Annotated in this window: 10 protein-coding genes; 7 read left to right on the top strand and 3 right to left on the bottom strand. The window is 69.2% G+C overall.

Going from position 1 to position 14,128, the window contains the following annotated elements; genetic code table 11:
* The first annotated feature begins 238 nt into the window (after positions 1–238).
* From AMK22_RS24360 to AMK22_RS41160, 6 genes are all read left to right on the top strand, one after another.
* A complete protein-coding gene (locus tag AMK22_RS24360; protein ID WP_107430626.1) occupies positions 239–3,367 on the top strand; it encodes a SulP family inorganic anion transporter in 3,129 nt (1,042 codons plus the stop codon).
* Positions 3,368–3,864: 497 nt separating this feature from the next.
* Positions 3,865–5,838: an acetate--CoA ligase gene (gene acs, locus AMK22_RS24355; RefSeq protein ID WP_073788295.1), complete on the top strand. Its 1,974-nt coding sequence runs from the start codon at positions 3,865–3,867 to the stop codon at positions 5,836–5,838.
* Positions 5,839–6,195: 357 nt separating this feature from the next.
* Complete coding sequence (gene nhaA, locus AMK22_RS24350) at positions 6,196–7,599, top strand: Na+/H+ antiporter NhaA (RefSeq protein WP_073788294.1); 1,404 nt, start codon at positions 6,196–6,198, stop codon at positions 7,597–7,599.
* A gap of 48 nt (positions 7,600–7,647) precedes the next feature.
* On the top strand, positions 7,648–8,181 hold the full coding sequence (locus AMK22_RS24345) for a phage holin family protein (protein WP_073788293.1): 534 nt from the start codon (positions 7,648–7,650) through the stop codon (positions 8,179–8,181).
* On the top strand, positions 8,178–9,239 hold the full coding sequence (locus tag AMK22_RS24340) for an alpha/beta fold hydrolase (protein ID WP_073788291.1): 1,062 nt from the start codon (positions 8,178–8,180) through the stop codon (positions 9,237–9,239). Before AMK22_RS24345 ends, AMK22_RS24340 begins: the two co-directional genes overlap by 4 nt.
* Positions 9,240–9,344: 105 nt before the next feature.
* Positions 9,345–9,548: a hypothetical protein gene (locus tag AMK22_RS41160; RefSeq protein WP_073788289.1), complete on the top strand. Its 204-nt coding sequence runs from the start codon at positions 9,345–9,347 to the stop codon at positions 9,546–9,548.
* A gap of 341 nt (positions 9,549–9,889) precedes the next feature.
* Here AMK22_RS41160 and AMK22_RS24330 read toward each other — a convergent pair whose 3' ends face one another.
* The 3 genes from AMK22_RS24330 to nth form a co-directional block, all read right to left on the bottom strand.
* Entirely contained in the window at positions 9,890–11,095 is a 1,206-nt protein-coding gene (locus tag AMK22_RS24330; protein ID WP_073788287.1) for a MarP family serine protease, read from the bottom strand.
* An 86-nt stretch (positions 11,096–11,181) separates the two neighbouring features.
* Positions 11,182–11,838, bottom strand: coding sequence for an NUDIX hydrolase (locus AMK22_RS24325; RefSeq protein WP_073788286.1), 657 nt, complete (start codon positions 11,836–11,838; stop codon positions 11,182–11,184).
* A 339-nt stretch (positions 11,839–12,177) separates the two neighbouring features.
* Entirely contained in the window at positions 12,178–13,176 is a 999-nt protein-coding gene (gene nth / locus AMK22_RS24320) for an endonuclease III (RefSeq protein ID WP_079186368.1), read from the bottom strand.
* A 253-nt stretch (positions 13,177–13,429) separates the two neighbouring features.
* Here nth and AMK22_RS24315 point away from each other — a divergent pair, with 253 nt between their 5' ends.
* Positions 13,430–14,104, top strand: coding sequence for a Crp/Fnr family transcriptional regulator (locus AMK22_RS24315; protein ID WP_010473292.1), 675 nt, complete (start codon positions 13,430–13,432; stop codon positions 14,102–14,104).
* The last annotated feature ends 24 nt before the right edge of the window (positions 14,105–14,128 follow it).

Here is a 14,128-nt window from a genome sequence, read left to right as displayed (position 1 = left end):
TAGAGCGATCTGTGCTGCATGCACTAGCAGCAACAGCCGAGCGGTGGGCCATGCAAAAAATGCTTATTCACCGGAATGGATGAATGAATAGGTCATTTGACCCCAAGCATGGACGCAAGTCTTTACTCTCCATTACGATCTATTTACCAAGAGTTGGGAAATGTCGCCGCCAAGCGCCCTGCTTCCCGGCCGCTTTCCCCCATGTTTCGCGCCCACGCTGTCCGGAGGAGACGGAAACATGTCCGCTTGCGTACCCACACGTCATGACCGCGCGTCCCGCAGTTCGCGTCCATCCCGCTCATCGGGGGTCAAGCGACCACACAGCCCGCCGTCGTCACCACCGGGCGGTCCACGACTCCGTATCTCGGGCGCCGATCTCTCCGCGTCCATCACTGTCTTTCTTCTAGCAGTCCCCATGTCGCTCGGGCTGGCCGTCGCCATGGACGCCCCACTGACGGCCGGACTGATCTCCGCCGCGATCGGCGGTATCGTCGCCGGGCTGCTCGGCGGCACCCCACTTCAGGTCAGCGGCCCATCCGCCGGACTGACCGTGGTCACAGCCGAGTTGATCCAGATCTACGGCTGGCGCACCACCTGCGCGATCACGATCGGTGCCGGACTGCTCCAGATCGTGCTGGGATCGCTGCGGGCAGCACGCAGCGCCCTCGCGGTCAGCCCCGCCATCGTTCACGGCACGCTCGCCGGCATCGGCGTGGCCATCGCGCTCGCTCAGCTGCACATCGTGCTCGGCGGCTCACCTCAGAGTTCCGCGGTATCCAACATCATTGCCCTGCCGGACCAGTTGGGGCGGGTGAGTCCGTCGGCGCCGCTCATCGGAATGCTGACCATCACCGTCCTGGTTCTGTGGCCGCGGACTCCGGGCCGACTCGGCCGGACAGTACGACGGGTGCCGGCAGCCCTCGCCGCGGTGGTGACCGCGACGGTGGTGGCCGGGGTCGCGACGCCCGGAATCGCCCGCGTCGATCTGCCGTCCTGGCGCTCGCACGCCCTACCGGAACTGCCCCACGGTCCGGTGCTCGCTCTCGCCACCGCAGTGTTCACCGTGATGCTGGTGGCCAGTCTGGAATCGCTGCTTGCGGCAGTCGCCGTGGACAAGCTGACGGCCGACCGCTTCGGCGGACGAGCCGCCGACCGGAGCAGGGACGCATCCTCGCCGCCGCCCGTGTCGGCTATGGCAACAGTGCCCAACCTGCCTTTCTCGCCCGGCGATTCAGTCACGGCAGCCGTCTGCACCCCTCCCGCCGCCCCCTCCGAGCCCGCCTCGTCTGACCCGCCCGGCCCGCCGGTCGGGCGCTCCGACCTCGACCGCGAACTGCGTGCGCAAGGCATCGCCAACACCCTGTCCGGGCTGGTGGGCGGACTTGCGGTGTCCGGGGGCGCGGTGCGCAGTTCGGCGAACGTACGGGCCGGGGCCACCAGCCGCGCCTCCACCGTGCTGCACGGCATCTGGGTGGTTCTTGCCACCGGGCTCCTGGTCACCGTCCTGGAGCTGATCCCGTTGGCCGCGCTCGCCGCGCTGGTCATGATGGTCGGCATCCAGATGGTGAGTTTCGCCCACATCCGCAATGTCCATAAGCACCGGGAATTCCTGGTGTACGGCGCGACGATCACCGGCGTGATCCTTTTCGGCGTTCTCAAGGGCGTGGCGATCGGCATCGCGGTGGCAGTGGTCGTCGCCCTCCACCGGCTGGCCCGTACCAGAATCACCGTCACCGATCAGGATGGGCGGCATCTGGTCGTCGTACGGGGCCAGTTGACGTTCCTCGCGGTCCCCAGGCTCAGCCGGACGTTCGGGCGGCTGCCGCAGGACGGAGATGTGGTCGTCGAACTGGACGGTTTCTTCATGGACCACGCGGCATACGAGACGATCCAGGACTGGAGCATCGCCCAGAGGGCCCACGGCGGCCGGGTCGTCTTCACCGGCAGGTCCGGGAGCCGGATCGTGGAGACTGCCTCGGCCGCGCATTCTTGTTGCAGCCTCTGGACACCATGGCGCAACCATCACTGTCGCGATCGGTCCGAGCAGACGCACGGTCTTCCCGAGGGCGGTGGCACGCCGTCCTGCGATGTCCCCGAACCGCACATTGCCACTGCCCCGGACTCCGGCGCGAAGCGCGCCTTCCGCACGTGCGGCACCACCGCGCCGGTCCCCGGACCCGATGCCTTCGCCTCTCCCCATCGAGGCACCGCCGACGGCGCCCCTCCCAGCTCTGACGCCACTCCCGATGACCTTCCCGGCACGGGCCACGGCCACAGATCCGGCATCGCTGCGAGCGCCATCCGCGATCGCGGTCCAGGCCTCGGGCACGACCATGGCCTCGACCCCGCTCAGAGGCCCGGCCAAGGCACTGGCCACAACTGTGGCTCCGACGATCCGACCGGTGCTTGCCCCCTTGCCACCGACCCTGGCCCTGCTCCCGCCTGCCCTGCCGCCGCTCGCTCCGTCACTGGAGGCGACAGCGCCCTTGCCCCGGTGGGCGCATCGACCGCCGACCGGCGTCAGACGGGCGGAAACCGCCTGGTGAGCGGCCTGAGCACGTTCCAGCGCCACACCGCCCCGTTGGTGCGCGAGGAACTGGCCCGGTTGGCCCGGGAGGGACAGCGTCCCTCCCAGCTCTTCATCACCTGTGCCGATTCCCGTCTCGTCACCAGCATGATCACGGCAAGCGGGCCGGGCGATCTGTTCACCGTCCGGAATATCGGCAATCTGGTGCCGCCGCCGAACACCGAGTCCGGGGACGATTCGGTGGGCGCCGCCATCGAATACGCGGTGGATGTGCTGGGGGTGGATTCCATCACCGTTTGCGGGCACTCCGGGTGCGGTGCGATGCAGGCACTGCTCGACGGCACACGGACCCCGGACACTCCGCAGACGTCCCTGTGGCGCTGGCTGAGACACGGACTGCCGAGTCTGAAGCGGATGGCGTCACGGCATCATCCCTGGGCCCGGATCTCCGGCCGTCTGCCCACGGACGCGGTGGAACAGCTCTGCCTCACCAATGTAGTGCAGCAGTTGGAACATCTGCGGGCCCATGAATCTGTGGCACGACGACTGTCCGAGGGCACCCTTCAACTGCACGGGATGTACTTCCACGTGGGCGAGGCTCAGGCGTATCTGCTGACCGGGCCCGCGAGCGTCGGCATCGCACTTGACGAGGTCTTCGACCAGGTGGGCCCCGGCGATGTCTGCGCCGCCCCCGGGATTTCGCCGGGGAGACCAGGAGCCGCGAGAACCCAGGACCCGTCCGGAACACCGGGAACCGCCGGAACACTGTCGAGACCGGGTGCACCGGGGAGACCGGGCGCCCCTTCCGACCCGGACGGTCTGGAACGCACCGGCGTCTGAATCCGGCCGCTCGCCCCCGGGAAACCCGAGCCTGCGGACACCACGGGCACGTGGAACACCACGAACCGCCCGGTGCCCTCGAATGCTCAGTCCGCTCGGACGCCGAATGTGCCCCGATGCGCTCCGACGCCCGGTTCCCTCGGATGCCTGGCCCCTTCGGATGCCCCGTCCCTGTGCCCTCGGCCGGCAGCCCTTCGGCCGCCCGAGGGCACCGGCTCCGTGACGAAAACGGACGAATGCTGAACCGGATACACCCCGGGTCCGTAGGAACTTCCGTGAGACCTCATGCCCCCGCTTTCCCGCCGCCACCTGGAGCGCATCACGTCGCACCGCGTCGTGTCACTGCGCGCCGCGTCGCACGGTGCCGCGCAGCATGGAAGAGCGGGGCCATGGTCCCATACACCGAAACACAGGTCTAAACCAATTCTCGGCAGACCCTTGTCACCCGGCCCTCCGGCCTGATGAGCTATGCACGGGACACAACGGACACCCTGGGAATGGGAGATGTCGTGAGCAATGACAGCCTGGCCAATCTGCTTCGTGAGGAGCGCCGATTCGCGCCGCCTGCCGATCTGGCCGCGAACGCCAACGTCACAGCGGAAGCTTACGAGCAGGCCGAGGCTGACCGGCTGGGCTTCTGGGCCGAGCAGGCCCGCCGTCTGACCTGGGCAACGGAGCCGACCGAGACGCTCGACTGGAGCAACCCGCCCTTCGCCAAGTGGTTCGCGGACGGCAAGCTCAACGTCGCGTACAACTGCGTGGACCGTCACGTCGAGGCCGGTCACGGCGACCGGGTCGCCATCCACTTCGAGGGCGAGCCAGGCGACAGCCGTGCCATCACGTACGCCGACCTGAAGGACGAGGTCTCCCGCGCCGCGAACGCCCTCACCGAGCTCGGTGTCGGCAAGGGCGACCGGGTCGCCGTCTACCTCCCGATGATCCCCGAGGCCGCCATCGCCATGCTGGCCTGCGCCCGCATCGGCGCCGCGCATTCGGTGGTGTTCGGCGGCTTCTCGGCCGACGCCATCGCCGCCCGCATCCAGGACGCGGACGCCAAGGTCGTCATCACCTCCGACGGCGGCTACCGCCGGGGCAAGCCGTCCGCGCTCAAGCCGGCCGTGGACGAGGCCGTCTCCCGCATCGACGGCGTCGAGCACGTCCTCGTGGTCCGGCGCACCGGCCAGGACACCGCGTGGACCGAGGGCCGTGACGTCTGGTGGCACGAGATCACCGGCCGGCAGTCCGCCGAGCACACCCCCGAGGCGTTCGAGGCGGAGCAGCCGCTCTTCATCCTGTACACCTCCGGCACGACGGGTAAGCCGAAGGGCATCCTGCACACCTCCGGCGGCTACCTCACGCAGGCCGCGTACACGCACCACGCGGTCTTCGACCTCAAGCCGGAGACCGACGTCTTCTGGTGCACCGCCGACATCGGCTGGGTGACCGGACACTCGTACATCGTCTACGGCCCGCTGGCCAACGGCGCGACGCAGGTCATGTACGAGGGCACGCCCGACAGCCCGCACCAGGGCCGCTTCTGGGAGATCGTGCAGAAGTACGGCGTCACGATCCTCTACACCGCGCCGACCGCGATCCGCACGTTCATGAAGTGGGGAGACGACATCCCCGCCAAGTTCGACCTGAGCAGCCTTCGGGTTCTGGGGTCGGTCGGTGAGCCGATCAACCCCGAGGCGTGGATGTGGTACCGCAAGCACATCGGCGCCGACAAGTGCCCGATCGTGGACACCTGGTGGCAGACGGAGACGGGCGCGATGATGATCGCGCCGCTGCCCGGCGTCACGACGACCAAGCCGGGAAGCGCCCAGCGCGCCCTGCCCGGCATCAGCGCCACAGTGGTCGACGACGAGGCCAACGAGGTGCCGAACGGTGGGGGCGGCTATCTCGTCCTCACGGAGCCGTGGCCGTCGATGCTCCGCACCATCTGGGGCGACGACCAGCGCTTCATCGACACCTACTGGTCGCGGTTCGAGGGCAAGTACTTCGCCGGTGACGGCGCCAAGAAGGACGAGGACGGCGACATCTGGCTGCTCGGCCGGGTCGACGACGTGATGCTCGTGTCCGGTCACAACATCTCGACCACCGAGGTCGAGTCGGCGCTCGTGTCGCACCCCTCGGTCGCGGAGGCCGCCGTCGTCGGCGCCGCCGACGAGACGACCGGCCAGGCCATCGTCGCGTTCGTGATACTGCGCGGTTCGGCCACCGCGTCCGACGAGCTGGTCGCGGAGCTGCGCAACCACGTCGGCGCCACGCTGGGCCCGATCGCCAAGCCCAAGCGGATCCTGCCGGTCGCCGAGCTGCCGAAGACCCGCTCCGGCAAGATCATGAGGCGGCTGCTGCGGGATGTCGCGGAGAACCGAGAGCTGGGCGATGTCACGACGCTCACCGACTCCTCGGTCATGGATCTCATCCAGAACCAGCTGCCGTCGTCCTCCGGCTCGTCCGAGGACTGAACACACCCCGTAACCGAGCGAGGCACCGGTGCCCGGGCCGCAGAACCCGGGCACCGGGGTCCGGGCAGCGGGACCCTAGCGGCAGATCCGAGCCGCGGGTCCTCGGACAGGAAACAACGAGTGCCTGGGCACCAAGGCCCGAGCACGCCCCCGAGGGGCATCCGGCAACGCGCCGGATGCCCCTCGGGCATTTTTGGGGCGGAGATCACCGGATACAACCCGGCGCATCCCGGGTACAGTGGCTAGCGCGTCAACAGCTCAACAAAAAATCTTCACTGGGTGTGCCGGGAAGTCTGGTCGGCAAGTGCATCAACCATGCCACCGCTGCCGTACCGACCGACCCGGAGGTTCCCTCTCGTGGCCGCGCCCACCCCCACGCCCTCGTCCCGCCGTACCTTCCTGGGGCGGTTGTCCCTTCCCGAGCGGAACTATCTCGCGGACGCCCTGCGCACCGAGACCGTCGGCGGGGTCATCCTGCTGGTCGCGGCAGTGGCGGCCCTGATATGGGCGAACGCCTTCGGCTCCAGTTACGCGGCCGTCAGCGAATTCCACTTCGGCCCCGCCTCGCTGGGCCTCGACCTCTCCGTCGAGCACTGGGCGGCGGACGGGCTGCTGGCCATCTTCTTCTTCGTCGCGGGCGTCGAACTCAAACGGGAACTGGTCGCTGGCGAACTGCGCGACCCCAAGGCAGCCGCGCTGCCGGTCATCGCCGCGCTCTGCGGCATGGCCGTCCCGGCCGTCGTCTACACGGCCGAGGTCCTGATCGGCGGGGGCTCCACCGACGGCTGGGCCGTCCCCACCGCCACCGACATCGCCTTCGCGCTCGCCGTCCTCGCGGTCATCGGCACCTCGCTGCCGAACGCGCTGCGTGCCTTCCTGCTGACGCTCGCCGTCGTCGACGACCTCTTCGCGATCCTGATCATCGCCGTCTTCTTCACCGAGAAGATCAACTTCATGGCGTTGATCGGCGCCTTCGTCGGCCTCGTCGTGTTCTACCTGCTGCAGCGTGCCAAGGTGCGCGGCTGGTACGTCTACGTACCGCTCGCCGTGGTGATCTGGGGCCTGATGTACAACAGCGGCATCCACGCCACCATCGCCGGGGTCGCCATGGGCCTCATGCTGCGCTGCACCCGGCAGGACGGCGAGACGCACTCCCCCGGTGAGCGCATCGAGCACCTGGTACGCCCCCTCTCGGCCGGTGTCGCCGTGCCACTGTTCGCCCTCTTCTCCGCCGGGGTGTCCCTCTCCGGGGGAGCGCTGGCGAACGTCTTCACCCGGCCCGAGACGCTCGGGGTCGTCCTGGGCCTGGTCGTCGGCAAGACAATCGGCATCTTCGGGGGCACCTGGCTGGCCACCCGCTTCACCAAGGCGGAACTGAACAAGGACCTGGCCTGGGCGGACGTCTTCGCGATCGCGTCGCTTGCGGGCATCGGCTTCACCGTCTCGCTCCTCATCGGCGAGCTGGCCTTCGTCGGCGACGCGGACACGATCAACGAGATCAAGTCAGCCGTGCTGATCGGTTCCCTCACGGCCGCGCTGTTCTCCGGAACGCTGCTCAAACTCCGTGTACGCAAATATCGGATGCTGCACGAGGCCGAGGAGCTCGACGAGGACCAGGACGGCGTGCCCGACGTCTATGAGCAGGGCGATCCGGAGTACCACCTGCGGATGGCCGCGATCCACGAGAAGAAGGCGGCCGAGCACCGACGCCTTGCCCGACTGGCGGGGGCAGCGAGCAGCAAGCCGGACAGTCCGGCATGATCTGACACCAGATGTGTTGAGCAGGAGAGCAGAAGTAGGGAGTCAGGGATGAGCGACCCCGGCAACATGGCGGGCAACACCGACCGCAGTCTCGGACAGTTGGTCGCCGCGGCGACGGCCGAGATGTCCGCACTGGTGCACGACGAGATCGCCCTGGCCAAGGCGGAGGTACGCCAGGATGTCAAGCGTGGAGTCACCGGCAGTGTGGTGATCATCATCGCGGGCGTGCTGCTTCTGTTCGCGATCCCCGTACTGAGCTTCGCGGCGGCGTACGGAATCCACAACCTGGGACTCGGGCTGGCCTGGTCGTTCCTGATCGTGGGCGGAGCGTTCATCGTCCTGGGTGCGCTGCTCGCCCTGTTCGCCGTCGCCAAGTTCAAGAAGGTGAAGCCTCCGGAGAGGTCCATCGCCTCGGCGAAGCAGACGGCGGCGGTCCTTCAGGGCGTCAAGCCCCATCCGCGCGCCACCACCGCGGCGGGGACGGGCCCTCCGGCCGTCACCGGCAGCACCCGGGCGGACAAGGCTCTGGAGGCGGCTCCGGCACAGGACGAGGCGCCGGCTGTGGCACGCTCGACCACATGATGGACCACGATTCCAGTGCGCCCGACCCGGTAGGTCCAAAAGGCCGGTCAGGAGATCCGAAAGGCCGGTCGGGAGATCCGAAGGGCCGGTCGGGCCGGGACGGCACGCCCTCCGACGTCGACAGGCCCGGACCGGCCGGTGCCGGAGGGCCGGTCCGGCTCGACGGACCGTGGACCCACCGCGACGTGGCGGCGAACGGCGCCCGCTTCCACATCGCCGAGCTCGGCGAGGGACCGCTCGTCCTGCTGCTGCACGGTTTCCCGCAGTTCTGGTGGACCTGGCGGCACCAGCTCACCGCCCTGGCCGACGCCGGATACCGCGCCGTGGCGATGGACCTGCGGGGCGTGGGCGGCAGCGACCGTACGCCCCGGGGGTACGACCCCGCCAATCTGGCGCTCGACGTCACCGGCGTGATCCGCTCGCTCGGCGAACCGGACGCGGCACTCGTCGGTCATGACCTGGGCGGCTACCTCGCGTGGACAGCCGCCGTGATGCGGCCGAAGCTGGTGCGCCGTCTCGTGGTCTCCTCAATGCCGCACCCACGCCGTTGGCGCTCCTCGATGCTCTCCGACTTCGCGCAGTCCCGTGCGGGGTCGTACGTGTGGGGCTTCCAGCGTCCTTGGGTGCCGGAGCGTCAGCTCGTCGCGGACGACGCGGCCTTGGTGGGGCGGCTGATCCATGACTGGGCGGGTCCCCGGACCCCTGAGTTCCCCGACGACGCGACGCTCGACGTCTACCGACGCGCGATGTGCATCCCGTCGACCGCACACTGCTCGATCGAGCCGTACCGGTGGATGGTGCGCTCCCTGGCCCGTCCGGACGGAATCCAGTTCAACCGGCGGATGAAGCTGCCGGTACGCGTCCCCACGCTGCACCTGCACGGCTCACTCGATCCGGCGGTCCGTACCCGGAGCGCGGCGGGGTCCGGCGAGTACGTCGAGGCGCCGTACCGTTGGCGACTTTTCGACGGTCTGGGGCACTTCCCGCACGAGGAGGATCCGGCCGGGTTCTCAGCCGAACTCATCAACTGGCTCAAGGACACCGAGCCCGACCGGTAGCCGCGCACGCACGGTTGTCCGACGAACGCCAATTGCCTGCCGCATAGGCCGATTGGCTGACGGACGGGCGGTTACCGACCATGAGGCACGGGCAGACGTCGAGGTATGGGCTGGACGCACGACATCGGTGACGCAGCACGCAACCGTCGCTCGACCGCCACGGCGGATCGGGGCAATCACGAGAGGGGCGGCCCCCAGGGCCGGGTGCATGACATGCATGTGATGCACGATCCCCGGCTCGGCATCCCGCGTATCCTGCGCCGCCGGGCCCGCTGGGTCTCGGCACGACTGCGCCACCCGCGTGGGTGAGTTTCCGGATGTGAGTCGCTCTTCTGCAGGGTGGTGTACTCCTGTGCGGTGACATGCTTCCGTACGGGCGCCGGACCGGCTCACCGGCCGGCGCTCCGGCCGGCCCCGAGCTCCGGGCTTCTCACCGACCGGAGGCCGATGGACGTGCCGGTCGGGCGTCGCACCACAGGTAGCAGGTGGCAGGCCGCAAGCGGCAGATGACAGTTCGCGACATGACGACGGCGGGGCCTGGTGCTGTCGCTCCCGGCGCCAGGGCCCGCCGTCGAACTGCCGCCTGTCGTGCGACGCCTGGCAGGCACGGCCCGGCCTGCGGCCGAACAACGGCAGTCTGGAGACAGCCCTTAGAGAGCGCACCCCTGGCTGTCGACCTGTTGGTTGGCGGAGCGGCCGTGCGCGATGTCCTGGCGGATCTCGTCGGCCGTCAACGCGTAACCGGTGTCCGGGTCGTCGAGCGACTTCGCGAATACGACTCCGTACACCTTGCCGTCGGGCGTCAGCAGCGGTCCGCCCGAGTTGCCCTGACGGACGGTCGCGAAGAGCGAGTACACATCGCGGCGGACGGTGCCCCGGCGGTAGATGTCCGGTCCGTTGGCGTCGATACGGCCCCGCACCCGCGCGGACCGTACGTCGTACGAGCCGTTCTCCGGGAACCCGGCGACGATGGCGCCGTCCCCGGTCCGCGCATCCTGGTCGGCGTCGGTGAACTGCAGCGGCTTCGCGTCGAGGTCCGGTACGTCGAGTACGGCGATGTCGCGCTGCCAGTCGTAGAGCACGACCTTCGCGTCGTACAGCCGGCCCTGGCCGCCGATCTGCACGGTCGGCTCCTCGACGCCGCCGACGACGTGGGCGTTGGTCATCACACGACGGTCGGCGAACACGAATCCGGTGCCTTCGAGGACCTTGCCGCAGCTCGGCGCGGTGCCGACGACCTTGACGATGGACTGCTGGGCGCGGACCGCGACGGGGCTGGTGCTCAACGCCGGGTCCGGGGCCTGGACCTCGGTGATCGGCTCGTTGGCGAAGGGGCTGAAGACCTGCGGGAAGCCGTTCTGGGCGAGCACCGACGAGAAGTCCGTGAACCAGGTCGAGGCCTGTACGGGCATCACCCGCGAGATGCCGAGCAGGACCGACGAGCTGCGGACCTCCTTGCCCACTGTCGGCAGGGTGGTGCCGGCCAGGGCCGAACCGATCAGCCAGGCGACCAGCAGCATCGCGACCACGTTGACCAGGGCGCCTCCGGTGGCGTCGAGGGCGCGGGCGGGCGACCACGTGATGTACCGGCGGAGCTTGTTCCCGAGGTGCGTGGTGAACGCCTGCCCGACCGAGGCGCACACGATCACGATGACGACCGCGACCACCGCCGCCGTCGACGAGACCTCCGAGCCGCTCGTCAGCTGGTCCCACAGGATCGGCAGCAGATAGACGGCGACGAGACCGCCACCGAGGAACCCGATCACCGACAGGATGCCGACGACGAACCCCTGTCGATATCCGATGACAGCGAACCACACGGCGCCGGCCAGCAGCAGGATGTCCAGCACGTTCACCGTCTACAGCCTCACAGATTCGTCACCGGGCCCGTCGATCGGCTGGTTCCGGCCGGGGCCGGACAGCGCAGCACGGGGCCAGCCTGTCATGCGTGCCAGTCGAGCGGCACCTGCTTGCCGGTGTCCCACGGGCGCTCCCAGCCCGCGAAGTGCAGGATCCGGTCGATCACGCCTGCGGTGAAACCCCAGACAAGAGCGGATTCGACCAGGAATGCCGGGCCCCGATGGCCCCTGGGATGTACCGCTGTCGCCCGATTGGCCGGATCAGTGAGATCCGCCACGGGAACGGTGAAGACCCGGGCGGTCTCACCCGGATCGACGACTCCGACCGGGCTCGGCGACCGCCACCAGCCGAGGACCGGCGTCACGACGAAGCCGCTCACGGGGATGTAGAGCCGGGGCAGCACACCGAACAGCTGCACCCCGCGCGGGTCGAGACCGGTCTCCTCCTGCGCCTCCCTCAGCGCGGCCCGCAGCGGCCCCGTCGTCCCCTGGTCGCCGTCCTCCGGGTCCAGGGCACCGCCGGGGAAGGAGGGCTGCCCGGCATGGGAGCGCAGGCTTCCGGCTCTCTCCATGAGGAGCAGTTCGGGACCGCGCTCGCCCTCGCCGAACAGGACGAGGACGGCAGACTGCCGTCCGGCACCGTTCTCGGGAGGCAGGAAGCGGCTGAGCTGACCCGGCTCGACGGTCCGCACGGCCGTGGCCACCGGGACGAGCCATTCGGGCAGGCCCTCCGTCGTCACGGTGAGACAGGAGTCCTGCCCCGCGCCCGCCGTGGCCCCGTCCGCTCCCCGCGTTGTCCCGCCCGCTCCCGCCATGGCAACGGCAGGAGGGGGCGCTGCGGCCATCGCCGCGCGATTCACCACGTCGCCCCGGCCGTCCTTGCTCCGCCCGTCCGCACTCGGCCGGCCCGCACCCTGTCGGTCAGTGCTCTGCCGGTGGTCAACACTCTGCCGTTGACCAGCGCTCTGTCGGCGATCAGCGTTCTGTCGGCCCGTGCTCTGTTCTCGCGTCTTCATAGGCACCCCTCGTCTCACAACGCCTGGCGTCACGCATTTCGTTCCGGGGCGGACGTCGGTACGTCAGCTGCCCCCAGGCCCGGGCGCGGGCTTCCCCGGGTAGTCCGCCGGCGGGTTCAGCCGCTGACCGGGCTGACCGCCCATCTCGTACTTCAGCAGCTTCCTGGCCTTCTCCGGGTCCGTCTCGCCCTCCCCGTACGCGGGGCAGAGCGGCGCGATCGGACAGGCGCCGCAGGCGGGCTTGCGGGCATGGCAGATGCGCCGGCCGTGGAAGATGACGCGGTGCGAGAGCATGGTCCACTCGCTCTTCGGGAAGATCGCACCGATCTCGGCCTCCACCTTCTCCGGGTCCTCCTGCTCCGTCCACTTCCAGCGACGGACGAGGCGGCCGAAGTGCGTGTCGACGGTGATGCCCGGTACGCCGAAGGCGTTGCCGAGGACGACATTGGCGGTCTTGCGGCCGACCCCCGGCAGCGTGACCAGGTCGGACAGGCGGCCCGGCACCTCGCCACCGAAATTGTCCCTGATCGCCGCGGAAAGCCCTATGAGCGACTTGGCCTTGGCCCGGAAGAAGCCGGTCGGCCGGACGATCTCCTCCAGCTCCTCCGGAACGGCCGCGGCCATGTCCTCGGGCGTGGGGTAGGCGGCGAAGACCGCGGGGGTGGTCTGGTTGACCCTCAGGTCGGTGGTCTGGGCGGAGAGGACCGTGGCGACGAGAAGCTCGAACGGGTTCCTGAAGTCCAGCTCGGGGTGGGCGTACGGGTAGAGCTCGGCGAGTTCGCGGTTGATCCTGCGGGCGCGACGGACCATCGCCAGATGCGATTCCGGCTTCGCGGCCCTCGCCACCCTGTTCGCCCTGGCCCCGTCGGCCCCCTTGGACGCCTCTGCCGCCTTGGTCGCCTTGACAGCCCTCTTGGCCTGCACGGTCTTCGCGGCTTTCGCAGCCTTCCCGGTCTTCGGGACCTTCGGGGCCTTCACGGCCTTCGTTCCAGCACTCCCGGACTGCGCGACCACAGGGCGATTTGTCGCCTTTTTCGGACGACTCGCAGCCTGTTCGCCCATAGCGGAATCACGGCCCTCCGACACCCCACCAGCCCCCTTGGCCTGCGTTCTCACCGGCGATTTGGACACCCGGCCAGCCTAGAGCCACACGTCGCCATCCGCCCCGGTCACCGCGTACACACCCTCGATCGTCCCCCTGACGCACGGTTCGGCACGTACGTGCGTCAAACTGGTTTGTGATTGATCGCACTGTTTTACCGTCCGGCATGATGGGGACCACGGTTTCCTGAACAGGCCGACAAGGAGAGAACTCGTGGACGACGTTCTGCGGCGCGCCCCGCTTTTCGCGGCGCTCGATGACGAGCAGGCCGCGGAGCTCCGCGCCTCGATGAGTGAGGTGACCCTCGCACGCGGCGACGCTCTTTTCCACGAGGGCGACCCGGGCGACCGCCTCTACGTGGTGACCGAGGGCAAGGTGAAGCTCCACCGCACCTCCCCCGACGGCCGCGAGAACATGCTGGCCGTCCTCGGTCCCGGAGAGCTCATCGGCGAGCTCTCGCTCTTCGACCCGGGCCCGCGCACCGCAACCGCGACCGCGCTGACCGAGGTCAAGCTCCTCGGCCTCGGACACGGCGACCTCCAGCCCTGGCTGAATGCCCGCCCCGAGGTGGCCTCGGCGCTGCTGCGCGCCGTCGCGCGCCGTCTCCGCAAGACCAACGACCAGATGTCCGACCTGGTCTTCTCGGACGTCCCCGGCCGGGTCGCCCGCGCCCTCCTGGACCTCTCGCGGCGCTTCGGTGTCCAGTCCGAGGAAGGCATCCACGTGGTCCACGACCTGACGCAGGAAGAGCTGGCCCAGCTGGTCGGCGCCTCCCGCGAGACGGTCAACAAGGCGCTCGCGGACTTCGCGGGACGTGGCTGGCTGCGCCTGGAGGCGCGCGCCGTGATCCTGCTCGACGTGGAACGTCTGGCGAAGCGCTCCCGCTAGCCGAATAGCCGAAGCGCTCCCGCC

Origin of the sequence: Streptomyces sp. CB01580 (assembly GCF_001905795.1) — a bacterium.
Classification (GTDB): Bacteria; Actinomycetota; Actinomycetes; order Streptomycetales; family Streptomycetaceae; genus Streptomyces.
This window is presented reverse-complemented; position numbering and strand designations above follow the sequence as displayed.